Raw genomic sequence first — 24,052 nt, forward strand, 5'->3', positions numbered from 1 at the left:
CGTACATCCCGCGGGCCCGCCCCCCTTGCGGCGGAAGGCCCCGGAAAACGTCCCCGGGTCCGGGAGACCGTCCTGCGGATCCCGCGACCGTCCTCCGGAGACGTCCTACAGATACAGCCCCGTCGCGTCGTCCGAGCCCTCCAGCCGCTCCGCGGCCACCGCGTGCAGATCGCGCTCGCGCATCAGGACGTACGCCACACCGCGCACCTCGACCTCGGCGCGGTCCTCCGGGTCGTACAGCACCCGGTCACCGATCTCCACCGTCCGTACGTTCTGTCCCACGGCGACCACTTCGGCCCAGGCCAGCCGGCGGCCGACGGCGGCGGTGGCCGGGATGACGATGCCCCCGGTCGAGCGACGCTCGCCCTCGGGGATGTCCGTCCGCACCAGCACACGGTCGTGCAGCATCCGGATCGGCAGCTTGTCGTGGGTGTCCTTGGCGTTATTCGGGCTCACGGCACGACGGTACCCGCACCCCGGCCGTGCCCCGGACGCCGGGCGGCACTTCAGTCGCGGTGCTTACGGGAGCGCGCCACCAGCAGACCCACGATGCCCACACCGACCATCGCGACCGGCACGATCCGCTCCAGCCGCGGCGCACCGTCCTCGGACACCAGCTGGGCGCGGACGTCCGAGACCACACGGTTGGCCGCCACATAGGCGCGGCCTGCCGTACGGTCCACCGCCTCGACGGTCTTCGCCTTCGCCTCACCGATGATCGTCTTCGGGTGCAGCCGCACACCGATCTCGTCGAGCATCACGGCGAGATCCTGCCGTCTGCGGACGATGTCCGCCTCGATCTGCGCAGGGGTCCTGGCTTCCGACACCGCGCTGCCTCCGTCGTCTCGGGCCGATACGTACGAGACCGGGCACGAGGCCCCGTACGGAAACCGGCCACCACACATGCGACCGATTCGTGTCCACAGTCTGTCAGCTCACGCCACCGCTCGCCCCACAGCACCCCCGGTAACGCGCGGCCCGGTACCCCGGGCGCCGCCGCGCCGTCCGCCCGACACCGTAATCTCGGGGCGTACGGAACCTTCGAAGGAGAGTCATGAGCGAGCGACTGCAGCCCGGCGACACCGCCCCCGCCTTCACCCTGCCCGACGCGGACGGAAACGAGGCCTCGCTCGCGGACCACAAGGGCCGCAAGGTCATCGTCTACTTCTACCCGGCCGCCCTCACCCCCGGCTGCACCAAGCAGGCGTGCGACTTCACCGACAACCTCGACTTCCTCGCCGGTCACGGCTACGACGTCATCGGCATCTCGCCCGACAAGCCGGAGAAGCTCGCGAAGTTCCGCGAGAAGGAGGAGCTGAAGGTGACGCTCCTCGGCGACCCCGACAAGCAGGTCCTCCAGGCGTACGGCGCCTTCGGCGAGAAGAAGCTGTACGGCAAGGTCGTCACCGGCGTGATCCGCTCCACCGTCATCGTCGACGAGGACGGCAAGGTCGAACGCGCCCTCTACAACGTCAAGGCCACCGGCCACGTCGCCAAGATCATCAAGGACCTGAAGCTGGCGCCCACGGCCTGAGCAGCGGGGTCGCCGGGCGGGGCGGAGTGCCTCCGCGGTCCGGCGGGCGGGGCGGAGAGGCGGGGCGGCCCACCGCGGCCCGCCGCCGCCCGGCCGGCCGGCCGTTCGCGGACCCGCCGCCGCCCGGCCGGCCGGGGCCCGCCGGTGGCGGGGCGCCCCACCGGCCCCCGGTCTCCGCCCGGCCGGCTGCGGCCCGCCGCTCAAACCGCCCCGTCCGCCGCCACCCGCACCCGGTCCGGCAGTTCCAGGACCGCCTCGGCGCCGCCGCCCTCGGCCACCCCGAAGTCCAGCCGCGCGCCCAGCACCTCCGCCTGGCCCACCGCGATCGTCAGCCCCAGACCGTGCCCGGTGCCCCGCTCCGGCGCCGCCGTACGGAACCGCCGCGGCCCCTCGGCACACAGTTCCGCCGGATACCCCGGACCGTGATCCCGCACCACGATGCGGTTGCCCGCCACCACCACCTCGATCGGCGGCTTCCCGTGCCGCTCCGCGTTGGCTAGCAGATTCACCAGCACCCGCTCCACCCGGCGCCGGTCCGTCTCCACGATCCGCGGCTCCCCCTCGACCGCCACCGACACCTCGTCCACCCCGCGCTGCCCCGCCGCCCGCCGCACGATCCCGCGCACCAGCGACGGCAGCTCACAGGCGTCCACGTCCGCCCGCTCCACCCCGGCGTCCAGCCGTGACACCTCCAGCAGGTCCTCCACCAGCCGCCGCATCGCCTGCGCCCGGTCCCGTACCAGCTCCACCGCCCGCGGCTGCGGCAACAGCTCCGCCGCCGCCACCAGCCCCGCCACCGGCGTCCGCAGCTCATGCGCCACATCCGCGGTGAACTCCCGCTCCGCCTGCGCCTGCGCCGCCAGCGACGTCGCCATGTGATGCACACTCCGGCCCAACTCGGCCACCTCGTCCCGCCCCGCGCTCGCCAAACCGTCCCACTCCAGCTCCGGGCCCGCGCCCGCCGCTATCCGCCGCGCCGCCGCCGCACTCAGCCGCAACCGCCGCGACAGCCGCTGCGCCACGAACCACGACACCACCGCCATCAGCACGACCGTGCCCGCACCCGCGACCAGCAGCGCCCGGTCCAGCGCCACCCGCGCCGGATCGTCCTGCGGATACGCCGCCGACACCGACAGCGACCGCCCCCACCGGGAGCCGCCCGTCCCGTCCCCGACGCCCGTCGCCGCCCACACCCGCGGATCGTCACCACCGCTCAGATACGTCCCCGACCGCCCCGCGAACACCGCCTCCCGCAGCGGCGCCGGCAACGCCGCGTCATCCAGCTGCGCCCCCATCGCCAGCGTCCCGTCCCGCTCGTAGATCTGCACCGCGGAGCTGAGCCGGACATCCTGGTACGCGCGTGCCGCACGCTCCCGCCCCGCGTCGGCGATGTGGTGCACCGCGACACCCAGCACCACCACGGCGAGCGCCGTCATACCCGAGATGGCCAGCGCGATCCGACCCCTGATCCCCATCACGCGAGGCTGTACATCTCCGTCGTGTCCCCCAGCGGCGTCGAGCCGTCGTACGTCACTTCCAGTCCGGTGAACGCCCGCCCGCCCTCGACGGTCCGCACGCCGTACAGCCGGAACGTCGCCGGGAACACCGCGTCCCCCGCCGCCCCCGCCGCCGCCTTCTCCACCTGCACCACGCCCCGGCCCTCCGCCGACGTACGGCCATACCGCTCCCAGGTGATCCCGGTCGCCACCATCCCCGAATCCGCGCAGGTCAGCGTGATCACCCGCGGTTCGACCTCCGGCTCGCCGAAACCGCAGTCACGGACGCCGGGCAGCCCCTCGGACGATGTCTTCCGCGGCGCCTGACCGGGCGCCGACGCCCGCTGCCGCGCCGCCGACGTCTGCGGCGCCGCGTCCACCGCCGACGCGTGCCGGCCGGCCTGCGCGCCCCACACCCCGGCCGCGATCACCACCGTGAGCACGGCGCCCACCGGCACAGCGGTACGCCACCGCAGCCGGCGCGCCCCTACGCGGTCGCCCATCGCCCTCTCCTTCCGGGACCATGGGCCCCGCACCCCCGCCGGCACACCCCGCGCCACCACTCCCCGCGAGGGGCCCGGCGAACGGCGGCTTCGCGGACACATGGCAACGGCACCGGCCCACCTTGCCCGGCCCCCCGCACGGGCTGATTGCCCGCACGCGGCGATGACCACGCGGCTTGGTACCAGTTCTGTAACAGCGCCCTTTCGGCCAGGCGCGGCAAGGCTCCGCTTGCGGCGCCCGAAACCCCAGGCCACAGTGGCTTCCCCGGACGGCTCAGCCGGAGTGACGTACCTCCCCTTCGGGAGTGATGGTGGTTTGATCCGCGCTCGACTGCGCAGGCGCACCCGTCGTATCCCCGCGCACTTCGCGCTCTGAACGAGAGGACCGCCTCGTGCCGACCGGCAGCACCGAAGCAGACCCCGCCTCCGAACCCGCTCCGGAGGCGCTCAAGCGCCACCGCGCGCTCTTCCGTGCCATAGCCCGGCGCAGGAATCCCAAACTTCGGCGCACCGACATCACCATCACCGATGAGCGCGTGGTCAAGCGGGCGGTGAAGGCGGCCGCCCTCGGTAACGCCATGGAGTGGTTCGACTTCGGGATCTACAGCTATCTCGCGGTCACCATCGGCAAGGTCTTCTTCCCCGGCGGCGACGACACCACCAGCCTGCTGTCCTCCTTCGCCACCTTCGCCGTCGCCTTCCTCGTCCGGCCCCTGGGCGGCGCGTTCTTCGGTCCGCTCGGCGACCGCATCGGCCGCAAGAAGGTCCTCGCCCTGACCATGATCATGATGGCGCTGGGCACCCTGTGCATCGGCCTGATCCCGTCGTACGCCCTGATCGGCTTCTGGTCGCCCGTCCTGCTGATCGTCTTCCGGCTCGTGCAGGGCTTCTCCACCGGCGGTGAGTACGGCGGCGCGGCCACCTTCATCGCCGAGTACGCGCCCGACAAGAAGCGCGGCTACTACGGCAGCTTCCTGGAGATGGGCACGCTGATCGGCTACATCGGCGCCGCCGGGATCGTGCTGGCCCTCCAGACCGCCCTCGGCTCGGACGCGATGCTCCACTGGGGCTGGCGGGTGCCGTTCCTGGTCGCCGGACCGCTCGGCCTGGTCGGTCTCTACCTGCGGCTGAAGCTCGACGAGACGCCCGCCTTCCAGAAGCTGGAGGCGTCCCAGACGCACTCAGCGACCGGCTCCCCCGTCGAGGCGGAGGCCGAGTTCGCGCACCTCTCGGAGAACGCCCCCAAGAAGAAGATCGGCGAGATCTTCGCCCAGCAGTGGCCCACCCTGATCCTGTGCGTCGCCCTCGTCGGCGCGTACAACATCGGCGTCTACATGCTCCTGTCGTACATGCCGACGTACCTCACCGACGCCCTGCACTACAAGGAGTCGCACGGGCTGCTGCTCCTGCTCGCCACCATGATCGTGCTGGCGGTGGTCATCACCACCGTCGGCCGGCTCAACGACCGCTTCGGCCGCAAACCGCTGCTGATGAGCGGCATGCTCGGCTTCTTCGTCACCGCCGTCCCCGCCTTCCTGCTGGTCAAGCAGGGCAGCCTCGGCGCGGTCATCACCGGCATGCTCCTGCTGGGCTTCTCCCTCGTCTGCCTGCTCGGCACGATGTCCGCCGCCCTCCCGGCGCTCTTCCCCACCAACGTCCGCTACGGCTCGCTCTCCATCGGCTACAACCTCGCCGTCTCGATCTTCGGCGGCACCACCCCGCTGGTGATCACCGCCCTGATGGACGCCTTCGGCGGCAACGTCATGGTCCCCGCCTACTACACGATGGGCGCCGCCCTCGTCGGCATCATCGCCGTCGCCTGCATGACGGAGACCGCCCAGCAGCCCCTGGCCGGCTCCCCGCCCTCCGTCGCCACCAAGGAGGAAGCCGTCGAGATGATCACCGCCCAGAACCAGGAACCGAAGTTCTGACACCGGCGACCGGCACCCCGAAGGGCGCCGCGTGAAGGTGACGGGGGCCGGGGAGCGATCCCCGGCCCCCGCGCGCTCCCCCGCATCCGGTGCCTGGGGCGGCCGTACACGGCGGACAACTGCCGGTACGATGAGGACGGCTGGCGGCGGTGGCGCAATGGCGACGCAGCAGACTTAGGATCTGTGGCCCGTGAGGGCTTGAGGGTTCGAATCCCTTCCGCCGCACGCGAATGGCCTGCGAATCGAAGCTTCGATGCGCAGGCCATTTCTCTGTGTACGGACTCAGCCCAGCAGCTCCCGCACCACCGGAACCAGCGCCCGGAACGCCTTGCCGCGGTGGCTGATGGCGTTCTTCTCCTCGGCCGACAGCTCGGCGCAGGTACGGGTCTCGCCGAGGGGCTGGAGGATCGGGTCGTAGCCGAAACCGCCGGTGCCGGACGGGGCGCGGCGGAGCGTGCCGTCGAGGGTGCCCTCGACGACCCGCTCGGTACCGTCCGGCAGCGCCAGGGCGGCGGCGCAGGCGAAGTGGGCGGCGCGGTGCGGCTCGTCGATGTCGGAGAGCTGGGCGAGGAGCAGATCGAGGTTGGCCCGGTCGTCGCCGTGCCGGCCGGACCAGCGGGCGGAGAAGATGCCGGGCGCGCCGCCGAGGACCTCGACGCAGAGGCCGGAGTCGTCGGCGACGGCCGGGTGACCGGTAGCGCGGGCCAGAGCATGCGCCTTGAGCAGGGCGTTCTCGGCGAAGGTGACGCCGGTCTCCTTGACGTCGGGGATCTCCGGGTAGACGTCGGCGCCGACGAGTTCGACATCGAGACCGGCGGCGCCGAGGATCGCGCGGAGTTCGGTGACCTTGCCGGCGTTACGGGTGGCGAGGATGAGGCGGCGGGGGCCGTCCTGCTCGGTTGTGTGCTGCATGGACAGTGATTATCCCGGGGCGCCGGCCCCGCTCATCCCGGGGAGCAGACCTTGGTCAGTTCACCGGCCGCGTCCGCGAGCGGCTGGAGGTCGGGGTCCTTGCCGTCCTGAAGGGCCTTGCGGGCGTTGTCGATACCGTCGTTCATGCTCTTCAGCGCCTTGGTGAGGTCCGGGTCGCCGGTGGCGTCGCCGATGCCCTTGAGGTCACGGTCGAGACCGTCGAGCGCCTTCTCGGTCTGCTCGGGGTTGTCGGCGGCGTCCTGCGCCGTCTTCTGGAGCTTGTCGACCCCGTTCACGACGGCGGTGGCGGTACGGGCGCAGTCCATCGCCGTGTCGACGGCGCCGCAGCCGGTGAGCGCGGGTATCGCGAGCGCCGCGGCGGCGAGGGCCGCGAGGCCGGTGGCGACGGGGCGTCGGCGGGTGCTGCGGGTGCGTGAAGTCATGGGACGGTTCCTCCCCCAAGTCATGAACAGGTAAAGCAGGTATGGGGAAGAACGCGGGGCGAGGCGTTTTGGTTGCCGCCGGACGCCGGGAAACCGCTCCGGCCGCGCCCCACGGGGACGCGGCCGGAGCGGGCGGGCCTTCCGCGAAGGCCCCGGGCTCAGAGGGTGCGGGCGAGAGCCTCGCGCTGAGCGGCGTCGAGGTCGGCGCAGCCGGAGACCGCGAGGTCGAGGAGGGCGTTCAGCTCGGCGCGGTCGAAGGGCTCGGCCTCGGCGGTGCCCTGGACCTCGACGAAACGGCCGTCACCGGTGCAGACGACGTTCATGTCGGTCTCGGCCCGCACGTCCTCCTCGTAGCAGAGGTCGAGGAGCGGCGTGCCGTCGACGATGCCGACGCTGACGGCGGAGACGGTGCCGGTCAGCGGCTTGCGGCCGGCCTTGACGAGCTTCTTGCCCTGCGCCCAGGCGACCGCGTCGGCGAGGGCGACGTACGCGCCGGTGATGGCCGCGGTCCGGGTGCCGCCGTCGGCCTGGAGGACATCGCAGTCGAGGACGACGGTGTTCTCCCCGAGCGCCTTGAAGTCGATGACGGCGCGCAGCGAACGGCCGATGAGCCGGCTGATCTCGTGCGTACGGCCGCCGATCTTGCCGCGGACGGCCTCGCGGTCCCCGCGGGTGTTGGTGGAGCGCGGCAGCATCGAGTACTCGGCCGTGACCCAGCCCTCACCGCTGCCCTTGCGCCAGCGCGGCACGCCCTCCGTGAAGGAGGCGGTGCAGAAGACCTTGGTGTCACCGAAGGAGACGAGGACGGAGCCTTCGGCGTGCTTGCTCCACCCACGTTCGATGGTGACCGGGCGGAGCTGTTCGGGCGTACGGCCGTCGATACGAGACATGCCGTAGAGCCTAGCGGGAACGGGGGCGGGGACCGGGCGGGGCGAGGGGCACCTCGGCCGGAACGGGCTGGTCCTGGCGTCCCGGGGCGGGGCACCGGGAACGCCGCCGGGCCCCGGTCCGTACACGGTCGTACGGGAGCCGGGGCCCGGTAGGCGGACGCAGCCGCTACATCATGTCCTCGATCTCCGCCGCGATCGGGTCCGCGTCCGTGCCGATGACGACCTGGATGGCGGTGCCCATCTTGACGACGCCGTGGGCGCCTGCGGCCTTGAGGGCGGCCTCGTCGACGAGGGAGGCGTCGGCGACCTCGGTGCGCAGGCGGGTGATGCAGCCCTCGACCTCTTCGATGTTGTCGAGTCCGCCGAGCCCGGCGACGATCTTCTCGGCCTTGGATGCCATGTCCACTCCTGCTTGTCTCGGCCGCCGGCGCGGGTGCCGGGCGGTGCTGCGGGGTGCGGGGGTGCCCTGCGGCCACGAACCGTAGTGCACGTTCAGCCCAGCTTTACGGGCGTTTGTCCGCCGTCTGGCGAAGGATAGCGATCACCCGGAGTGCGTACCGGGGGCCCGGGGCCGCACCCACAAGTGGTCTACACCATCAGTATGCGGCACTCGCCGGGCACGGTGTCGGCGGCGGTTGCCGGAGGTGGCGGATGAGTTCTGGCGCGGCGGCGGCACCCCGCGGGAAGCGGGGCGCCTCTCTCTTCCAGGGCATGCAGAAGATGGGGCGCAGTCTTCAGCTGCCGATCGCGGTACTGCCCGCCGCGGGCATCTTGAACCGGCTGGGGCAGCCGGACGTCTTCGGCGCGGAGGGGCTGGGCTGGGACTCCGTCGCCAAGGTCTTCGCGGGTGCGGGCGGGGCGCTGCTGGATTCAGGGCTCGGGCTGCCGCTGCTGTTCTGTGTCGGGGTCGCGATCGGGATGGCGAAGAAGGCGGACGGATCGACGGCGCTCGCGGCGGTGGTGGGATTCCTCGTCTACTTCGCGGTGCTGCACCAGTTCCCGGAGTCGTGTCCGCCGGGGCAGGCGTTCACGCAGGCAGGGCCGTGGGGCGGGGTGTGTGTGGACGGGAAGGGGACGGCGGCGCAGGCGGCGTTCCAGAATCCGGGGGTGTTCGGCGGCATCGTGATGGGGTTCGCGGCGGCGTGGAGCTGGCAGCGGCTGCACCGGGTGAAGCTGGTGGACTGGCTGGGGTTCTTCAACGGGCGGCGGCTGGTGCCGATCGTGATGGCGTTCGTGGGGCTGGCGTTCGCGGCGGTCTGTCTGTTCGTGTGGCCGCCGGTCGGTGCGGCGCTGACCTCGTTCAGCAAGTGGCTGACGGATCTGGACTGGATCGGGTCGGGGATCTTCGGGACGGCGAACCGGGCGCTGCTGGTGGTGGGGTTGCACCAGTTCCTGAACACGTTCGTCTGGTTCCAGTTCGGCGATTTCACCAAGCCGGACGGGACGGTGGTGCACGGCGACATCAACCGTTTCCTGGCGGGCGATCCGACGGCGGGGCAGTTCACCACCGGCTTCTTCCCGATCATGATGTTCGCGCTGCCCGCGGCGGCGCTGGCGATCACGCACTGCGCGCGTCCGGGGCGGCGCAAGGAGGTGGGCGGGCTGATGCTGTCGGTGGCGCTGACGTCGTTCGTCACGGGCGTCACCGAGCCGATCGAGTACTCCTTCGTCTTCATCGCGCCGGTGCTGTACGGGATCCACGCGGTCTTGACGGGTGTGTCGATGGCGGTGTGCTGGGCGCTGGGGGTGCACGACAGTTTCAGTTTCTCGGCGGGGTTGATCGACTACGTCATCAACTGGGGGCTGGCGACGAAACCGTGGCTCATCATTCCGATCGGGTTGTGCTTCGCGGTGCTCTACTACGCGTTGTTCCGGTTCGTGATCACGAAATTCGATCTGGCGACTCCCGGGCGTGAGCCGGCGGAAGTGGCAGAGGAATTGGAGCGGGAGAACGTGAAGTGACCGGGGCGGCACAGGGGGTTTCCGGATTTGCGGGGCGGGGGCGGCGAGGCCGTACGGTGGGCGGGCGATGAGGGGGGCGGCGGTCGGCGCGGGGCGCGCGGACCGTTCGGCGGCGTCTCGCGAAAACCCGCTCTGACCTGCACTTTTACCCGTACGGGCGGGGTTGCTTCCGGGGTTTCGGGTGCACTCCTCCAGGGGCGGTCCGCATGTGGTCCACACCACTGCGAAGAATGGATTCCTTTGCGCCGGGGCCACGTGCTAAGAATGGTCTAAACCACTGAGTGGTGTAGACAAGCGGGCCGCCCCTCATGAGTGCCCGCCTCACCTGGAGGAATCCGATGAGTTCGGCCACTGCCTCGGCGGCACCGGAAAAGAAAAGCCGCGGCTCCGCCGCCATGGCCGTCGGCCAGCGCATCGGCCGCAGCCTCATGCTGCCGATCGCCACGCTGCCCGCCGCGGCGCTCATGGTCCGCCTCGGCCAGCCCGACATGCTCGGCCGGGACAACTTCCCCGCGTATCTGAACAAGCTCGCCGAGTTCATGGCGGCGGGCGGCGGGGCGCTCCTGGACAACATGCCGCTGCTGTTCGCGGTCGGTATCGCCATCGGCTTCGCGAAGAAGGCCGACGGCTCCACCGCGCTCGCCGCCGTCGTCGGCTACCTCGTCTTCAGCAAGGTGCTGGGCACCTTCACCGACGACAGCCTGCCCAAGGTCCAGCAGGTGGTCGACGGGAAGATAGCCGACGTCGCGCCGCCGGTGAACGCCGGTGTGCTGGGCGGTGTGGTGATCGGCATCGTCGTCGCCCTCCTCTACCAGCGCTACAGCCGCAAGAAGCTCCCCGACTGGCTGGGCTTCTTCAGCGGGCGCCGGCTGGTGCCGATCCTTTCGTCCTTCGCGGGTCTGGTCATCGGCATCGTCTTCGGATACATCTGGCCGGTGCTCGGCACCGGGCTGCACAACTTCGGTGAGTGGCTGGTCGGTTCGGGCGCGGCCGGTGCCGGTGTCTTCGGTGTCGCCAACCGCGCGCTGATCCCCGTCGGCATGCACCACCTGCTCAACTCGTTCCCGTGGTTCCAGGCCGGTGACTTCGACGGCAAGCACGGTGACATCGCCCGCTTCCTGGCGGGTGACCCGACGGCGGGTCAGTTCACCACCGGCTTCTTCCCGATCATGATGTTCGCGCTGCCCGCCGCCTGTCTGGCGATCGTGCACTGCGCCCGCCCGGAGCGCCGCAAGGTCGTCGGCGGCATGATGTTCTCGCTGGCGCTGACCGCCTTCGTCACCGGCGTCACCGAGCCGATCGAGTTCACGTTCATGTTCATCGCACCGGTGCTGTACGCGATCCACGCCGTGCTGACGGGTGTGTCGCTGGCCCTGACCTGGGCGCTGGGGATGAAGGACGGCTTCGGCTTCTCGGCCGGCGCGATCGACTACGTCCTCAACCTCGGCATCGCCACCAAGCCCTGGCTGCTGGCGCTGGTGGGCCTCTGCTTCGCGGTCGTGTACTACGTCCTCTTCCGCTTCGCGATCACCAAGTTCAACCTCCCGACGCCGGGCCGTGAGCCCGAGGACGAGGTCCCGGAGACGGAGCAGTCCGCCGCGAAGGCGGCGAAGTAGCGGCAGCCCGCGACACCCGGATACGGAAAGGGCGGCGGCCCCCGAGATCACTCGGGGGCCGCCGCCCTTTCCGTATGTCCGGACGCGGGTCCGGGCCCGTCAGACCTCGTGGGCCGTGCCCGCGCGGGCCGTCTCGACGGGGCCGTCGTAGACCTTCTGCGCGTCGCGCAGGGTGATGTCCGGGTCGGTCCACGGCGGGATGTGGGTGAGGATCAGCCGTCCGGCTCCGGCGCGGGCGGCGGCCTCGCCCGCCTCACGGCCGTTGAGGTGCAGGTCGGGGATGTCCTCCTTGCCGTGCGTGAAGGACGCCTCGCAGAGGAAGAGGTCGGTGCCCTCGGCGAGGTCGTCGAGCGCCGTGCAGGGCCCGGTGTCGCCGGAGTACGTCAGGGACCGTCCGCCGTGCTCGATGCGGAAGCCGAACGCCTCGACGGGGTGGCGCACCAGCGCCGCCCGGACGGTGAACGGGCCGATCCGGAACGTTCCTTCCGTCAGCGTCCGGAAGTCGAAGACCTCGCTCATCGCGCCGTTGTGCGGCAGGTCCGCGTGGGCGGCGGTCAACCGCCGCTCGGTTCCGGCCGGGCCGTACACCGGCAGCGGCGCGCAGCGGCCGCCGTCCGGGCGGTAGTAGCGGACGACGAAGTAGCCGCACAGGTCGATGCAGTGGTCGGCGTGGAGGTGGGACAGCAAGATGGCGTCGAGGTCGTAGAGACCGCAGTGGCGCTGCAGCTCGCCGAGGGCGCCGTTGCCCATGTCGAGGAGCAGCCTGAAGCCGTCGGCCTCCAAGAGGTAGCTCGAACAGGCCGAATCCGCGGAGGGGAACGACCCGGAGCATCCGACGACAGTGAGCTTCATGCGGGCGTGAACCTCCTGTGCGGGGACGGCGAGCGGCGGACCCGGCCGGACCGGCGGTGGCCGGCTGCCTCGCCGGGCCGTACGGGTGCGCGGCGGGTCCACTCGCGCGGTGCGGTGCCCACGAGGGTAAGGCGCGTGGCGGGGCGCCGCTCCTGTGGCGGGGCGAGCTGTGGGCGGAATCACCAGCCCGGTTGAGCCGTACGGGGGACCCGCCCGCCGTGCCGTGCGAGCCGGTCGCCGGTACGGTCGCAGCGGTGCGGACGGCGGACCGGAAGCGGCGAGGGGAGAGCGGCGATGGACGGCTCGTGGTGGCCCGCGGTGCTCGCGGTACTCGCGTTGGCGCTGGTCGCGGCGGTGGTCGACGGGCGGGGGCGGAGCCGGAGGCCGCCCCGGCGGCGCGGTGGCCGTACGGGAGCGGCCGGACGCCCGGCGGACGGCGCCGGCTCCCGGGGTTCCGCGCCGCCTCCGCCGCCGGACGGCGCGCCCGGCGCCGGTGACCGTACGGCCGGCCGGGACGACGGCGGCCAGGCGGACGGGCGGCGGGAGGAGGGGTGACGGGCGGCCCCGAAGGCCCGCCCGCCGGAGGTGCCGCCTCGGGTCAGGCCCAGAGCTGGCCGTGCAGGGTGGCGATGGCCGCCTCGGTGGACTCGGCGGTGTAGACGCCGGTGGAGAGGTACTTCCAGCCGCCGTCGGCGACGACGAAGACGATGTCGGCGCTCTGTCCGGCGCGGACCGCCTTGCGGCCGACGCCGAGCGCGGCGTGCAGGGCGGCGCCGGTGGAGATGCCGGCGAAGATGCCCTCCTCGGCGAGGAGTTCGCGGGTGCGGGCGACGGCGTCCTCGGAGCCGACGGAGAAGCGCGTGGTGAGCACGGACTCGTCGTACAGCTCGGGGATGAAGCCCTCGTCGAGGTTGCGCAGGCCGTAGACGACGTCGTCGTAGCGCGGTTCGGCGGCGACGATCTGCACGCCGGGGAGGTGTTCGCGCAGGTAGCGGCCGACGCCCATGAGAGTGCCGGTGGTGCCGAGGCCCGCGACGAAGTGGGTGACGGACGGGAGGTCGGCGAGGATCTCCGGGCCGGTGGTGGCGTAGTGCGCGCCGGCGTTGTCGGGGTTGCCGTACTGGTAGAGCATGACCCAGTCGGGGTGCTCGGCGGCGAGTTCCTTGGCGACCTTCACGGCGGTGTTGGAGCCGCCGGCGGCGGGCGAGGAGATGATCTCGGCGCCCCACATCGCGAGGAGTTCGCGCCGCTCGGACGAGGTGTTCTCCGGCATCACGCAGACGATGCGGTAGCCCTTGAGCTTGGCCGCCATGGCGAGTGAGATACCGGTGTTGCCGCTGGTGGGCTCCAGGATCGTGCAGCCCGGGGTGAGGCGGCCGTCCTTCTCCGCCTGCTCGATCATGTGCAGCGCGGGGCGGTCCTTGACGGAGCCGGTGGGGTTGCGGTCCTCCAGCTTGGCCCAGATCCGGACGTCGGCGGAGGGGGAGAGGCGCGGGAGGCGGACGAGAGGGGTGTTCCCGACCGCCGCCAGCGGGGAGTCGTACCGCATGTCAGGCCAGGTCCGCCGGGCGGTCGGCGGCGGTGGAGCCGCCGGCGACGGCGGGGAGGATGGTGATGTTGTCGCCGTCGGTCAGCTTGGTGGCGATGCCGTCGAGGAAGCGGACGTCCTCGTCGTTGAGGTAGACGTTGACGAAGCGGCGCAGCTCCGCGCCGTCGACGAGGCGCTCCTTGATGCCCGCGTGGCGGCTCTCCAGGTCGTCGATGAGCGCGGCGAGGGTGTCCCCGCCGCCCTCGACGGCCTTCGCGCCGTCGGTGTAGGTGCGCAGGATGGTCGGGATTCGGACCTCGATGGCCATGAGAGTGCTCCTGTCGGAGTGCGGGGGCGGGGTGGCGGTGCGTCCCGTGTGCACGGCCTGGGGCGGTGCGGGTGCGGCGGGGTGGTGCGGGGCCGGTCAGGCCGCTGCGCGGCCCGGACACAAGGCGCTGGTCAGGCGGCACAGATCGATGTGCAGCCGGGCGGCTCCGCAGCCGAACGCGCCCAGCAGGGCGGAGGCGGAGCGACGCGTGGCGAGCGGAGCCTGCTGGCGCATGGCCCTCCTCTGCTCGCTCACGTCGTGGTCAACCATGCGGTCATCGTATCGATTCCCGGTCCGGGTTTTGATACCTCGTCCCATGATGCGGACGGTTCTGTACGGCAGGTGGGACGCGACGGACGGCGGCCCGCTCGGGCCGATCCCGCGCGTCCCGGAAAACCCCAGGTGGCGGCGGGCGGACCGGCCCGGCGGAGACGCGGCCCGCCCACGCCCGGAACGGTCAGGCGTACGCCTCGACGATCCGGACCTCCTCCTCGGTGATCTCACCGTCCACGATGCGGAACGAGCGGAACTGGAAGGGGCCCGCGTCGTCGGTGTCGGCGGTGGAGACCAGGACGTAGTGCGCGCCGGGCTCGCCCGCGTAGCTGACGTCGGTGCGGGAGGGGTACGCCTCGGTGGCGGTGTGCGAGTGGTAGACGATCACCGGCTCCTCGTCGCGGTCGTCCATGTCGCGGTAGAGGGCGAGGAGGTCGGCGGAGTCGAACTCGTAGAACGTCGGCGAGCGGGCGGCGTTGAGCATCGGGACGAACCGCTCGGGGCGGTCGCTGCCGGCCGGTCCCGCGACGATGCCGCACGCCTCGTCGGGGTGGTCCTGGCGGGCGTGCGCGACGATCCGGTCGTGGAGGTCCTGGGTCAGGGTCAGCATGCGGCAAGGATAGGAGGGCGTCCGCGGCGCCCGGGAGCGGGTGCGCGGGGGCGGGCGGACGGACGGCGCGGGCCCGTACGGCGCCGGGCCCCGTGGAGCCCGGGGTACGGCGACGGGCCCGTACCCACCGCGGGATGCGATGCGTACGGGCCCGTCGCCGGAGGTGCGGCCGATCAGTTCTTGGTGTTCTGACCGGACTTGACCTCGGCTGCGGCGCGGGTCGCGAAGACCTCGGCCGAGCGGCGCTTGATGGAGAGGTAGCCGACGCCCAGGATGACGGCCCAGATCGGCGCCGCGTACAGCGAGATGCGGGCGTCCGGGTCGATGCCCATCAGCACGATGACCATGCCGATGAACGCGAGGGCGAAGATCGAGGTGTACGGGGCGCCGGGCGCCTTGAAGTCCGACTGCGGCAGTTCACCGCGGTTGGCCTTGGCCCGGTAGCGCAGCTGCGAGAAGAGGATGACGATCCAGGCCCACATACCGGAGATCGTGGCGAAGGAGACGACGTAGTTGAACGCGTCGCCGGGCCACTGGTAGTTGATCCACACGCCGACCAGCATCATCGCGACGGAGACGCCGGTGCCCCAGGTGGGCAGGCCGTTCTTGCTCAGGTGCGTGAAGACCTTCGGGCCCTGGCCGTTGAGGGCGAGGTCGCGCAGCATGCGGCCGGTGGAGTACATCCCGGAGTTGGCGGACGAGAGGGCGGCGGTCAGCACGACGAAGTTGACGATGCCGGCGCCGGCGGGCAGGCCGATCTCCTGGAAGGCGCGGACGAACGGGCTGACGCCCGGCTCGAAGACCGTCCAGCTGACGACCGAGAGAATGATGATGAGCGCGCCGATGTAGAACAGGCCGATGCGCCACGGAACGGTGTTGATCGCCTTGGGCAGAACCTTCTTCGGGTCCTTCGCCTCGCCCGCGGTGACGCCGACGAGTTCGACGGCGAGGAACGCGAACATCACGATCTGAAGAGTCATCAGCGTGCCGCCGATGCCCTTCGGGAAGAATCCGCCGTCGGCCCAGAGGTTGGTGAAGGAAGCGGTGTCACCGGCGTTGGAGAAACCGAGAATGATGACGCCGAGACCGATCAGGATCATGCCGATGATCGCGGTGACCTTGACCATCGAGAACCAGAATTCGAGCTCACCGAAGATCTTCACGGAGATCAGGTTGATCCCGAAGAGCGCGACGGTGAAGACGAGTGAGGACACCCATTGGGGGATGTCCTGGTTCCAGTAGTGGATATAGGTGGCGGCCGCGGTAACTTCTGTGATTCCGGTCACGACCCAGAAAAGCCAGTAGGTCCAGCCGGTCACAAAGCCGATGAAGGGGCCGAGGAATTCGCGTCCGTACTCCGAGAAGGAGCCGGAGACCGGGCGGTACATGAGCAGTTCGCCCAGCGCCCGCATGATGAAGAAGATGACGAGGCCGACGATCGCGTAGGCCAGGATGATGCTCGGCCCCGCCTTGGATATCGCCTTGCCCGCCCCGAGGAACAGGCCGGTACCGATGGCGCCACCAATGGCGATCATCTGGATCTGGCGGTTTCCCAGACCCCGCTGGTAGCCCTCCTCGGAGCTGTTCCCAGCGGCCTCATTGCCGTCGTGCTGCTTATCGACCTGCACAGAGGTCATGAGTGGTGCGCCTTTCTCCATACCGACCCGGTCTGTCCGGATCGGGTTCCGATCCCCCCGGATGGAGTTCCTGCACGCCGGCGGTGGCCGGCTCAGCGCTCCCGCAGCGACAGGGGTGGCGTCGCTCACGGCAGGTCGTGAACATCTATCACGGCGCCTTGGAGGGCGACCAGGGACGTTGTATGGCAAGGTCACACGAAAATTAGGACAAAGCCCTAAACAATCGGCAAGGCGCACGCGCGTGAGATGGGATCGTTATCCGGATTTGAGCATTCTCTGAGCGAACGCTTGAGGAATGGTAACCGGGACTCAGGCCATCAGCGATTCGACGAGCGTTTCCTGGAGACCGCCGAGCCAGAGGTAGGCAAGCACCATGGGCTTACGGGGATCGGAATCCGGCAGCCGCAGGAGTTCCCCGCCGTCGTCCTCGTCGGTGACCTCCAGGCGGGTACCGATGGCCAGCCGGAGATCGTTGAGCCCGCCGAGCCAGCGGTGGCACTCCTGGGGTGTGAGGCGCAGCACGGCGCCGGTCTCCGGCTCGGGGTGCAGCGCGTCGAGCGAACGGATCACCGCGAGCGCGTCCTCGCGTTTGCGGGTGCGCAGATCGTTCTCGGTGTAGCGGCGGAACTCCGCGGACGCGGCGATCACGTCGTCGTCCGGCACCCGGTCCGGACCGCCGTACGCGTCCGGGAAGAGGCGGGCGAGGACGGGGTCGGCGGGCGGTTCGCTCGGGCCGTCCCGGAAGACGGAGGCGAGCAGGTCCTCCGCGGCGTCACCGCTCTCGTCGCCGGGCCCGACCAGCTCCAGGAGCTGGACGGCGAGGCTACGCAGGATGGAGATCTCGACCTCGTCGAGGGTGACGGCCGCGCCGCCGCCGGGCTGGGACTCGAAGTGGCCGGCCATCAGCGGTCCTGCTGAAGGGTCGCCCACAGGCCGTAGCCGTGCATGGCCTGCACGTCGCGCTCCATTTCCTCGCGGCTGCCGCTGGAGACCACGGCGCGGCCCTTGTGATGGACGTCGAGCATGAGCTGGTGGGCCTTGTCCTTGCTGTAGCCGAAGTAGGACTGGAAGACGTAGGCGACGTAGCTCATGAGGTTGACGGGGTCGTTGTGTACGACCGTGACCCAGGGAACGTCGGGTTCGGGCACCTCGTAGGGTGCCTCGCTCGACTCGGGGCGCTCGATCTCCACTGGGACACTCACACGCCCCATGCTGCCACCCGGGGCCGGGCCGCGCACAAACGCCCCTGGGCAGGTGGGTCGGGCCGGGCGCCGGGGGCCCGCTACCGGCGCCCGGCGGGCGGCGCCCGGCACCGGCCGCGGCGCCGCCGTGAGCGGCGTCACGGGACCGGCCACCAGAAATCGTCAATCTGACGAGTAATGGGGGTAGCATCGTCCGCATGAACACAGCAGACCTGGGGCTGCCGGTGGCGGTGCCGTCGACGGCGCTCTTCACCGACCAGTACGAACTCACCATGCTGCAGGCGGCCTTGCGGTCCGGGAACGCCGACCGGCGCTCGGTCTTCGAGGTCTTCACCCGGCGCCTGCCCGAGGGCCGCCGCTACGGCGTGGTCGCCGGCACCGGCCGGGTGCTGGACGCGGTGGAGAACTTCCGCTTCGACGAGACCATCCTGGGCTTCCTGCGCGAGCGCGGCATCCTGGACGAGGCGACGCTGGAGTGGCTGGCCGGCTACCGCTTCCGCGGCGACATCCGGGGCTACCCGGAGGGCGAGGTCTACTTCCCCGGCTCCCCGATCATGCGGGTCGAGGGCACCTTCGCCGAGGCGGTGCTGCTGGAGACGGTGATCCTCTCCATCCTCAACCACGACTCCGCGGTCGCCGCCGCGGCGTCCCGGATGTCGGTGGCCGCCGGGGACCGCCCGCTGATGGAGATGGGCGCCCGCCGCACCCATGAGCTGGCCGCGGTCGCCGCCGCCCGCTCCGCGTACGTCGGCGGCTTCCACACCACCTCCGACCTGGCCGCCGGGTTCCGCTACCACATCCCGACCGTCGGGACGAGCGCGCACGCCTTCACCCTGCTGCACGACACCGAGCGGGACGCCTTCACCGCGCAGGTCGACACGCTCGGCCGCGGTACCACGCTGCTGGTCGACACCTTCGACGTGACGGAGGCGGTGCGCCTGGCCGTCGAGGTCGCGGGTCCGGAGCTGGGCGCCGTCCGGATCGACTCCGGCGATCTGCTGCTCGTCGCCCACCGGGTGCGCCAGCAGCTGGACGAACTGGGCGCCGTCAACACCAAGATCGTGGTGACCAGCGATCTCGACGAGTACGCCATCGCCTCGCTCGCCGCCGCGCCCGTCGACGCGTACGGCGTCGGCACCCAGCTGGTCACCGGCAGCGGGCACCCGACGTGTTCGATGGTGTACAAGCTGGTCGCCCGTGCGCAGAGCGACGCGCCCGACGCGCCGCTGCGGCCGGTCGCGAAGAAGTCGCTGGGCGGCAAGTCGTCGGTCGGCGGACGCAAGTGGGCCGCGCGGCGGCCGGACGAGCACGGCGTCGCCGAGGCGGAGGTCGTCGGCACCGGCGAGATCCCCGCGGAGCTGGCCCCGCACCAGCTGCTGGTGCCGCTGGTCACCGGCGGTGAGGTGGTCGCCCGCGAGCCGCTGGACGCCGCCCGGGACCGGCACATCGCCGCCCGCGCGAAGCTGCCGCTCTCGGCGACGCAGCTCTCCCGCGGCGAGCCGGTGCTGCCCACCGAGTACCGCTGAGACACCGGGCCGCGGCGGACGTGACGCCGCGGCCCGCCACCCGGGTGGCGCACACCCCCTCCCCGGGCGGCCGGGGCGTGGCTAGTCTCGGCCGTACCGGCCACCGCCCCACCCTTCACCACGGCACCGGCCGTCACTCCCTTCCGTCGGAAAGGCACCGACCATGCACCGGGCACTGATCGTCGTCGACGTACAGAACGACTTCTGCGAGGGCGGCAGCGTCGCGGTGACGGGCGGTGCGGACGTCGCCGCCGCCATCACCGAGCACGTGGACCGGGCCGCGGGCGACTACCGCCATGTGGTCGCCACCCGCGACTTCCACATCGACCCCGGCGCGCACTTCTCCGACCATCCGGACTTCGTGGACTCCTGGCCGGTGCACTGCGTGGCCGGGACCGAGGGCGGCGGCTTCCACCCCAACTTCGCGCCGGCCATCGCCTCCGGCGCCGTCGACGCGGTCTTCGACAAGGGCGCGTACGCGGCCGCGTACAGCGGTTTCGAGGGGGCGGACGGCCAGGGCACCGGGCTGGCCGACTGGCTGCGCGCCCATGACGTCACCGAGGTGGACGTGGTCGGCATCGCCACCGACCACTGTGTGAAGGCCACCGCGCTCGACGCGCTCCGCGCCGGGCTGCGCACCCGGGTGCTGCTCGATCTGACCGCGGCGGTGTCCGCGCCGACCACCGAGCGGGCGCTGGCCCAGCTGCGACAGGCGGGCGCGGAGCTGACCGGGGCGCCGGTGCTCGCCGGGGGCTGACGGAGCGGGGCCGGTACCGGAGACCGGGCGGCCGGACGGTCACCGGCGGGCGGGCGCCCGGTCGCCGGCGGACGCTCCCCGGCCGCCTCGCGGGTCAGGCGGCCCGTGCCGGGCGGAGCAGGGCGCGTATCGGGTGCCAGGACTCGGTGTCGTCGTCCGGGGTCTGGCGCCAGACGAGGCCGTCGGGGTGGTGGAGGACGGCGGTCACCTCGTCCGGGGTGGGCGGGCGCATGTTGCCGCGCAGGTAGACGGCGCGCAGTCCGAGGTTGCGCAGCCTGGTCAGGGCGCGCTGGCGGTTGGCGGCGTGGACGAGGACGCGTACCCGGTGGTCGTCGCACCCGGGTCTGGGCAGCGCCAGGGCGACCACCACGCTTCCGCCGGGAAGCCGGATGAAGCCGCCTTGGGACCTCTGCATTTCTCCCCCGTGAGGCTGGGTGTCAGCAAGCTGTCGTAGGACGCATCTAAGCCCGATCGGCCGCCGCCCGCTAGAGGGCGACGGCCGATCAAGGTTTGACCTGCGGTTTTCCTACTTGCTTGTGGCGGGAGCCACCTGGAGCGTCACCGTGGAGCCGTCCTTGACCTCCTTGACGATCTTGATCCGGGTGTGGGTGTCAGGAACGAGCACGCCGCCGGTCGGGTTCGTCCTGTCGTAGTAGACGCCGCTGTGGTCGTCGAAGAGCGTGACGCCCTTCTTCGAGGTGATCTTCACCGGTGTGCCGTCCTTGTGGAGCAGCAGGGCGTCCGTGGAGCGCTTGGTGAAGGTCGCGTCGTACGTCTGGAAGCGGTTGCGCATCAGCTTGCCGTCGGCCCACTTCTCGGCCTTCGGGTGGGCGTCGACCGGCAGGATCTGGCCACGGCCGGGGTGCTCGCCGACGTTGTTGTCCGCCTGCGAGGTGTCCCAGAGCCAGATCAGCACGCCGGGCTGGAAGGGGAAGTGCTCCACCCAGCCGGGCCGGTCGGTGGTCCAGCCGAAGTTGTACGGGCCGGTCTTCAGAGTCTTGTCGTACGAGACGTACCGGCGGTTCTCGGCCAGGTAGTACTGCGGGTAGTCCTTGGTGAAGGAGGCGCCGATGCGGGAGAAGCCGGTGGCGTTCCAGCCGTTGTCACCGCTCTCGGCGTCGTCGGTGAGGACCGGCTTGCCGTCGGCGGTGATCGCGAGCGCGTCGGCGGCGAAGCCCTTGAGGGCCAGTCCGCCGTCGGTCTGGTAGCGGAACCGCAGGTCGATCTTCTTGCCGGCGTACGCGTCGAGCGGGAAGACCAGGTCGCGGTAGGCGCCGGAGGTGCCGGTCAGGCCGGGCTTGTCGCCGCCGTCGCGGGGGATGGCCCTGCCGTCGGCGGTGCCATCCAGCGCGGTCCAGTCGGCGCCGCCGTCGGTGGAGACCTCGGCGTAGAGGAAGTCGTAGTTCTCCTCGATGTCCCACCAGCCCTTGAGGGCGAGCTGTGCCTTGGCGGCGCCGGTCAGGTCGACCTGGCGGGTGAGGGTGTTCTTGAGGTCGTTGCCCATACCGCTCCACCACTGGTGGGCGCCCTGGGCGGGCTCGACGATGTCGGTCTTCACCCTCTTCGCGGGCAGGTCGACGACGAGCGCCTGCTTGTCCTTGGTGTTGTACTCGGCGACGCCCAGCTTGTGGGTGGAGCGGGTGGCGGCCTTCGCCTTGCCGTAGTTCAGCCAGCCGAGCTGGAGCTTGTCCCAGGCGCTCATGTCGCCGGGCAGGTCACCGATGGCGTCCTTGCCGGTGCCCAGCCAGGAGCCGGCGGACATCAGTGACCAGAAATCGACGGAGGACTCGCCGCTGCCGGTGGTGTCGTACTCGTCGGGGAGGCCGAGGTCGTGGCCGTACTCGTGGGCGAAGACGCCGAGGCCGCCGTTCTCCGGCTGCATGGTGTAGTCGCCGACCCAGATGCCGGTGTCGCCGATCTGCGTACCGCCGGCCTTGTTGTCCGCCGGGCCGGTCTTGCCGGCGTCGGTGCCGTACGCGTACCAGCGGTGGGCCCAGATGGCGTTGGTCTGCTGGGCGCCGCCGCCGGCGGACTCGTCCTCGCCGGCGTGCACGATCTGGAAGTGGTCGATGTAGCCGTCGGGCTCGTTGAAGTCGCCGTCGCCGTCGTGGTCGTAGCGGTCCCACTGGTCGTACTGAGCCAGGTCGGCCTTGATCTGTGCGGTGGTGCGGCCGGCGGCCTTCTGCTGGGCGGCCCACTTGTTGACGCCGTCGCGGACCAGGTCCCAGGCGTTGGCGCAGTTGGTGTCGCCGCAGTAGTTGGAGCCGTAACGGGCCTCGTTGAAGTCGACCTTGACCCAGTCGGTGACCTCGCCGTCGACGGAGTAGCGGCCGGAGGACTGCTTCTCGTAGTACTTCGCCAGCGACTGCTTCTTCTTGTCGTGCGAGAAGTAGAGGTCCTGGAAGTGCTGCCGGCTGAAGTCGGGCTGCCAGGCGGTGCTGTTGTCGTTCTTGCGGTCCGGGCGGGCGATGGTGTTGTGCGCGGGGCCCGGCGTGCCGCCGTACTTCTTCTCGGGCGGCTTGGGGCCGTCGCCGTCCGGGTCGTACGTCGTGGTGTCGTCGACCTTGTCGCCGAAGTCCACCAGGATCGTGAAGATCTTGTCGGTCTTCTCCCGGGCCAGCTCGACGTACTTGCTCTTCCCGAGCTTGACGACCTGTGAGGCACCCTTACGGGTCGGCTCGGCGTCGCCGTCCAGGACCTGCTTGACGGCCTCCTCGCGGCGGGCGGCCTGCCGGTCGCTGTACGGGCCCTTGAGGTCGTGGTCGCCGCTCCGCTCGGGGGCGGGGTCGTGGCGGCGGGCGGCGGCCGGGTGGGTGTCGGGGGCGGCGACGGCGGCCCCGGACGACAGTGAGGCCGCCCCGACCGCGGCGATCGCCGTGGCCAGGACGGCCGGTGTGAACACCCTTCTTCGCTCTCTCACGTGCGCTTTCCTCCCCTTCGCGCGGGCATGGTGAAGGGAATTTGACCGGAGCGGCGCCCGAAAAGACAGATCTTGACTTGGACACGACAGCGACGTACGGTATCCGGTCGGCGCGGCGCGCTCACCGGACAGGGCAGCGCCCCGGCGGGCCGTGGGCCGTCACCGGGGCGCGGGCGTTCCGACGTGGCGTCAGGCCGTCGACACCACCACCGTCTTGGCCGCCTTGTCGTGCAGACACTGCTGATAGGGCTTGTCCCAGGTACACCACACGACATTGACGAACCAGAAGATCAGCCCGCAGCACGGCACGATCTCCGGCAGTGTGTAGACCGCCGCCCGCACCCAGCCCGCCTGGGTCGTCGGCACCGAGCCGTCCGTCAGCATCGCGACCCGGATCCGCATCGCCATCTTGCCGACGGTCTGCCCGCGATGGGTCAGCATCAGCCCCTCGTAGACCAGGTACACCAGCATCGTCACGCCGGAGACCGTCGCCTGCTTGCCGGTCTCGGCGTTACTGGTGCTGGTGTAGTCGACCCAACCGACGATGCCGCTCATGATCAGGCCGACCGGCACACCGATGATGATCGCGTCGATGATCCGCGCCACCAGCCGCCGCCCCCGCCCCGCGAGCGGCGGCATCCCGGCGAGCGGATCGGCCGCGCCGTGCTCCCCGCCGTACGGATTGCCGGCGTACCGGCCCCCGTAGGGGGCACCCCCGTAGGGGGCACCCCCGTACGGGCCCCCGCTCTGGGGCGCGCCCCCGTAGGGATCGTGACCGGACGGGCCACCCCCGTACGGGCCGCCGCCGGGCGGTGGGCCACCGGGTGGGGGGCCACCGCCGTACGGGCCGCCCGTCCCGGGGCCGCCGGAGCCCTGGCCGGGCCCGGGGCCGCCGGGCGGGGGCTCCCCCTGCGGCGCGCCGCCCGCCGACGGCTCCTGGGGCTTCTTCAGGAACGGGTCGTCCTCCGGCGGTTCACCGGCTCCGGACGGGGGCTGCTCGCTGCTCATGGCCCGAGTCGACCCCCTACGGGCACGGGGCGCATCCGGCGAAGTCCGTTCGGGGGACGACACGCCGGTGCCCCGGGGCGACGGTCCCCGGGACGGAACGGCCCCCGGCCCCCGGCGGGGAGCC

25 protein-coding genes and 1 tRNA gene are annotated in these 24,052 nt (G+C 71.2%); 7 read left to right on the forward strand and 19 right to left on the reverse strand.

Annotated elements, in window-relative coordinates; genetic code table 11:
• Positions 1-105: 105 nt before the first annotated feature.
• Together ACZ4M8_RS04790 and ACZ4M8_RS04795 are read right to left on the reverse strand one after the other, a co-directional pair.
• Complete coding sequence (locus ACZ4M8_RS04790) at positions 106-408, reverse strand: GroES family chaperonin (protein ID WP_399097101.1); 303 nt, start codon at positions 406-408, stop codon at positions 106-108.
• 98 nt (positions 409-506) lie between these two features.
• Entirely contained in the window at positions 507-827 is a 321-nt protein-coding gene (locus ACZ4M8_RS04795; RefSeq protein WP_030283340.1) for a DUF3618 domain-containing protein, read from the reverse strand.
• 227 nt (positions 828-1,054) lie between these two features.
• On the opposite strand from ACZ4M8_RS04795, the gene bcp reads away from it, so the two are divergent.
• Positions 1,055-1,534 (forward strand): thioredoxin-dependent thiol peroxidase, encoded by a 480-nt coding sequence (gene bcp / locus ACZ4M8_RS04800; RefSeq protein WP_467603291.1) that lies wholly within the window; start codon positions 1,055-1,057, stop codon positions 1,532-1,534.
• A gap of 200 nt (positions 1,535-1,734) precedes the next feature.
• On the opposite strand, the gene ACZ4M8_RS04805 is transcribed toward bcp, so the two are convergent.
• Both ACZ4M8_RS04805 and ACZ4M8_RS04810 read right to left on the reverse strand, forming a co-directional pair.
• Positions 1,735-3,009 carry a sensor histidine kinase gene (locus ACZ4M8_RS04805; RefSeq protein WP_467603292.1) on the reverse strand — a complete coding sequence of 425 codons (1,275 nt, stop codon included), beginning with the start codon at positions 3,007-3,009 and terminating at the stop codon, positions 1,735-1,737.
• Entirely contained in the window at positions 3,009-3,533 is a 525-nt protein-coding gene (locus ACZ4M8_RS04810; RefSeq protein WP_467603294.1) for a hypothetical protein, read from the reverse strand. Before ACZ4M8_RS04810 ends, ACZ4M8_RS04805 begins: the two co-directional genes overlap by 1 nt.
• A gap of 392 nt (positions 3,534-3,925) precedes the next feature.
• Between ACZ4M8_RS04810 and ACZ4M8_RS04815 the strand changes: the two genes are divergently transcribed.
• Together ACZ4M8_RS04815 and ACZ4M8_RS04820 are read left to right on the forward strand one after the other, a co-directional pair.
• Entirely contained in the window at positions 3,926-5,464 is a 1,539-nt protein-coding gene (locus ACZ4M8_RS04815) for an MFS transporter (RefSeq protein ID WP_467603295.1), read from the forward strand.
• A 143-nt stretch (positions 5,465-5,607) separates the two neighbouring features.
• Positions 5,608-5,689, forward strand: a tRNA-Leu gene (locus ACZ4M8_RS04820).
• A 57-nt stretch (positions 5,690-5,746) separates the two neighbouring features.
• Here ACZ4M8_RS04820 and rdgB read toward each other — a convergent pair.
• The 4 genes from rdgB to ACZ4M8_RS04840 form a co-directional block, all read right to left on the reverse strand.
• Positions 5,747-6,376, reverse strand: a complete 630-nt coding sequence (gene rdgB, locus ACZ4M8_RS04825) for an RdgB/HAM1 family non-canonical purine NTP pyrophosphatase (protein ID WP_467603296.1) — start codon at positions 6,374-6,376, stop codon at positions 5,747-5,749.
• A 32-nt stretch (positions 6,377-6,408) separates the two neighbouring features.
• The gene (locus ACZ4M8_RS04830; RefSeq protein ID WP_467603298.1) at positions 6,409-6,819 is read right to left on the reverse strand and encodes a hypothetical protein; all 411 of its coding nucleotides are present in this window, start codon (positions 6,817-6,819) and stop codon (positions 6,409-6,411) included.
• 158 nt (positions 6,820-6,977) lie between these two features.
• Positions 6,978-7,709 (reverse strand): ribonuclease PH, encoded by a 732-nt coding sequence (gene rph, locus ACZ4M8_RS04835; RefSeq protein WP_467603299.1) that lies wholly within the window; start codon positions 7,707-7,709, stop codon positions 6,978-6,980.
• 166 nt (positions 7,710-7,875) lie between these two features.
• Positions 7,876-8,109 carry a PTS sugar transporter subunit IIB gene (locus ACZ4M8_RS04840; RefSeq protein WP_467603300.1) on the reverse strand — a complete coding sequence of 78 codons (234 nt, stop codon included), beginning with the start codon at positions 8,107-8,109 and terminating at the stop codon, positions 7,876-7,878.
• A gap of 251 nt (positions 8,110-8,360) precedes the next feature.
• On the opposite strand from ACZ4M8_RS04840, the gene ACZ4M8_RS04845 reads away from it, so the two are divergent.
• Both ACZ4M8_RS04845 and ACZ4M8_RS04850 read left to right on the forward strand, forming a co-directional pair.
• Positions 8,361-9,671 (forward strand): PTS transporter subunit EIIC, encoded by a 1,311-nt coding sequence (locus ACZ4M8_RS04845; protein WP_467603302.1) that lies wholly within the window; start codon positions 8,361-8,363, stop codon positions 9,669-9,671.
• A 338-nt stretch (positions 9,672-10,009) separates the two neighbouring features.
• Entirely contained in the window at positions 10,010-11,287 is a 1,278-nt protein-coding gene (locus ACZ4M8_RS04850; protein WP_467603303.1) for a PTS transporter subunit EIIC, read from the forward strand.
• Positions 11,288-11,386: 99 nt separating this feature from the next.
• Here ACZ4M8_RS04850 and ACZ4M8_RS04855 read toward each other — a convergent pair whose 3' ends face one another.
• The 8 genes from ACZ4M8_RS04855 to clpS all read right to left on the reverse strand — a co-directional run bounded on the left by ACZ4M8_RS04855 (position 11,387) and on the right by clpS (position 17,726).
• Positions 11,387-12,139 (reverse strand): MBL fold metallo-hydrolase, encoded by a 753-nt coding sequence (locus ACZ4M8_RS04855; protein WP_467603305.1) that lies wholly within the window; start codon positions 12,137-12,139, stop codon positions 11,387-11,389.
• Between the two features lie 598 nt (positions 12,140-12,737).
• Positions 12,738-13,688 (reverse strand): PLP-dependent cysteine synthase family protein, encoded by a 951-nt coding sequence (locus ACZ4M8_RS04860; RefSeq protein WP_467603306.1) that lies wholly within the window; start codon positions 13,686-13,688, stop codon positions 12,738-12,740.
• A 1-nt stretch (position 13,689) separates the two neighbouring features.
• Complete coding sequence (locus ACZ4M8_RS04865; protein WP_399090372.1) at positions 13,690-13,995, reverse strand: MoaD/ThiS family protein; 306 nt, start codon at positions 13,993-13,995, stop codon at positions 13,690-13,692.
• Positions 13,996-14,091: 96 nt separating this feature from the next.
• Positions 14,092-14,265, reverse strand: coding sequence for a putative leader peptide (locus ACZ4M8_RS04870; RefSeq protein WP_399090369.1), 174 nt, complete (start codon positions 14,263-14,265; stop codon positions 14,092-14,094).
• Positions 14,266-14,452: 187 nt separating this feature from the next.
• Positions 14,453-14,878 carry a M67 family metallopeptidase gene (locus tag ACZ4M8_RS04875; protein ID WP_467603307.1) on the reverse strand — a complete coding sequence of 142 codons (426 nt, stop codon included), beginning with the start codon at positions 14,876-14,878 and terminating at the stop codon, positions 14,453-14,455.
• A 173-nt stretch (positions 14,879-15,051) separates the two neighbouring features.
• Positions 15,052-16,515, reverse strand: coding sequence for an amino acid permease (locus ACZ4M8_RS04880; RefSeq protein WP_467603309.1), 1,464 nt, complete (start codon positions 16,513-16,515; stop codon positions 15,052-15,054).
• A 309-nt stretch (positions 16,516-16,824) separates the two neighbouring features.
• A complete protein-coding gene (locus tag ACZ4M8_RS04885) occupies positions 16,825-17,418 on the reverse strand; it encodes a DUF2017 domain-containing protein (RefSeq protein ID WP_467603310.1) in 594 nt (197 codons plus the stop codon).
• Positions 17,418-17,726 carry an ATP-dependent Clp protease adapter ClpS gene (gene clpS / locus ACZ4M8_RS04890; RefSeq protein ID WP_345084787.1) on the reverse strand — a complete coding sequence of 103 codons (309 nt, stop codon included), beginning with the start codon at positions 17,724-17,726 and terminating at the stop codon, positions 17,418-17,420. The genes ACZ4M8_RS04885 and clpS overlap by 1 nt, the downstream gene beginning before the upstream one ends.
• A 188-nt stretch (positions 17,727-17,914) precedes the next feature.
• Between clpS and ACZ4M8_RS04895 the strand changes: the two genes are divergently transcribed.
• Together ACZ4M8_RS04895 and ACZ4M8_RS04900 are read left to right on the forward strand one after the other, a co-directional pair.
• A complete protein-coding gene (locus tag ACZ4M8_RS04895) occupies positions 17,915-19,243 on the forward strand; it encodes a nicotinate phosphoribosyltransferase (RefSeq protein ID WP_467603312.1) in 1,329 nt (442 codons plus the stop codon).
• Between the two features lie 163 nt (positions 19,244-19,406).
• Positions 19,407-20,000, forward strand: coding sequence for an isochorismatase family protein (locus ACZ4M8_RS04900; RefSeq protein WP_467603313.1), 594 nt, complete (start codon positions 19,407-19,409; stop codon positions 19,998-20,000).
• A 94-nt stretch (positions 20,001-20,094) separates the two neighbouring features.
• Here ACZ4M8_RS04900 and ACZ4M8_RS04905 read toward each other — a convergent pair whose 3' ends face one another.
• The 3 genes from ACZ4M8_RS04905 to ACZ4M8_RS04915 all read right to left on the reverse strand — a co-directional run bounded on the left by ACZ4M8_RS04905 (position 20,095) and on the right by ACZ4M8_RS04915 (position 23,928).
• On the reverse strand, positions 20,095-20,415 hold the full coding sequence (locus ACZ4M8_RS04905; RefSeq protein ID WP_450955963.1) for a hypothetical protein: 321 nt from the start codon (positions 20,413-20,415) through the stop codon (positions 20,095-20,097).
• Positions 20,416-20,526: 111 nt separating this feature from the next.
• Positions 20,527-22,920, reverse strand: a complete 2,394-nt coding sequence (locus ACZ4M8_RS04910; RefSeq protein ID WP_467603315.1) for an immune inhibitor A domain-containing protein — start codon at positions 22,918-22,920, stop codon at positions 20,527-20,529.
• Positions 22,921-23,109: 189 nt separating this feature from the next.
• Positions 23,110-23,928 carry an RDD family protein gene (locus tag ACZ4M8_RS04915; RefSeq protein WP_467603316.1) on the reverse strand — a complete coding sequence of 273 codons (819 nt, stop codon included), beginning with the start codon at positions 23,926-23,928 and terminating at the stop codon, positions 23,110-23,112.
• Between the last annotated feature and the right edge of the window lie 124 nt (positions 23,929-24,052).

The organism is Streptomyces sp. NPDC027185 (genome assembly GCF_055567035.1).

What these genes read in the sequence shown, in the direction of transcription:
- ACZ4M8_RS04790 (WP_399097101.1), bottom strand. Translation starts at nt 408, where the DNA reads ATGCTGCACGACCGTGTGCTGGTGCGGACGGACATCCCCGAGGGCGAG.
- bcp (WP_467603291.1), top strand. Translation starts at nt 1,055, where the DNA reads ATGAGCGAGCGACTGCAGCCCGGCGACACCGCCCCCGCCTTCACCCTG.
- ACZ4M8_RS04805 (WP_467603292.1), bottom strand. Translation starts at nt 3,009, where the DNA reads ATGGGGATCAGGGGTCGGATCGCGCTGGCCATCTCGGGTATGACGGCG.
- ACZ4M8_RS04810 (WP_467603294.1), bottom strand. Translation starts at nt 3,533, where the DNA reads ATGGGCGACCGCGTAGGGGCGCGCCGGCTGCGGTGGCGTACCGCTGTG.
- rdgB (WP_467603296.1), bottom strand. Translation starts at nt 6,376, where the DNA reads ATGCAGCACACAACCGAGCAGGACGGCCCCCGCCGCCTCATCCTCGCC.
- ACZ4M8_RS04830 (WP_467603298.1), bottom strand. Translation starts at nt 6,819, where the DNA reads ATGACTTCACGCACCCGCAGCACCCGCCGACGCCCCGTCGCCACCGGC.
- rph (WP_467603299.1), bottom strand. Translation starts at nt 7,709, where the DNA reads ATGTCTCGTATCGACGGCCGTACGCCCGAACAGCTCCGCCCGGTCACC.
- ACZ4M8_RS04840 (WP_467603300.1), bottom strand. Translation starts at nt 8,109, where the DNA reads ATGGCATCCAAGGCCGAGAAGATCGTCGCCGGGCTCGGCGGACTCGAC.
- ACZ4M8_RS04845 (WP_467603302.1), top strand. Translation starts at nt 8,361, where the DNA reads ATGAGTTCTGGCGCGGCGGCGGCACCCCGCGGGAAGCGGGGCGCCTCT.
- ACZ4M8_RS04850 (WP_467603303.1), top strand. Translation starts at nt 10,010, where the DNA reads ATGAGTTCGGCCACTGCCTCGGCGGCACCGGAAAAGAAAAGCCGCGGC.
- ACZ4M8_RS04855 (WP_467603305.1), bottom strand. Translation starts at nt 12,139, where the DNA reads ATGAAGCTCACTGTCGTCGGATGCTCCGGGTCGTTCCCCTCCGCGGAT.
- ACZ4M8_RS04860 (WP_467603306.1), bottom strand. Translation starts at nt 13,688, where the DNA reads ATGCGGTACGACTCCCCGCTGGCGGCGGTCGGGAACACCCCTCTCGTC.
- ACZ4M8_RS04865 (WP_399090372.1), bottom strand. Translation starts at nt 13,995, where the DNA reads ATGGCCATCGAGGTCCGAATCCCGACCATCCTGCGCACCTACACCGAC.
- ACZ4M8_RS04870 (WP_399090369.1), bottom strand. Translation starts at nt 14,265, where the DNA reads ATGGTTGACCACGACGTGAGCGAGCAGAGGAGGGCCATGCGCCAGCAG.
- ACZ4M8_RS04875 (WP_467603307.1), bottom strand. Translation starts at nt 14,878, where the DNA reads ATGCTGACCCTGACCCAGGACCTCCACGACCGGATCGTCGCGCACGCC.
- ACZ4M8_RS04880 (WP_467603309.1), bottom strand. Translation starts at nt 16,515, where the DNA reads ATGACCTCTGTGCAGGTCGATAAGCAGCACGACGGCAATGAGGCCGCT.
- ACZ4M8_RS04885 (WP_467603310.1), bottom strand. Translation starts at nt 17,418, where the DNA reads ATGGCCGGCCACTTCGAGTCCCAGCCCGGCGGCGGCGCGGCCGTCACC.
- clpS (WP_345084787.1), bottom strand. Translation starts at nt 17,726, where the DNA reads ATGGGGCGTGTGAGTGTCCCAGTGGAGATCGAGCGCCCCGAGTCGAGC.
- ACZ4M8_RS04895 (WP_467603312.1), top strand. Translation starts at nt 17,915, where the DNA reads ATGAACACAGCAGACCTGGGGCTGCCGGTGGCGGTGCCGTCGACGGCG.
- ACZ4M8_RS04900 (WP_467603313.1), top strand. Translation starts at nt 19,407, where the DNA reads ATGCACCGGGCACTGATCGTCGTCGACGTACAGAACGACTTCTGCGAG.
- ACZ4M8_RS04905 (WP_450955963.1), bottom strand. Translation starts at nt 20,415, where the DNA reads ATGCAGAGGTCCCAAGGCGGCTTCATCCGGCTTCCCGGCGGAAGCGTG.
- ACZ4M8_RS04915 (WP_467603316.1), bottom strand. Translation starts at nt 23,928, where the DNA reads ATGAGCAGCGAGCAGCCCCCGTCCGGAGCCGGTGAACCGCCGGAGGAC.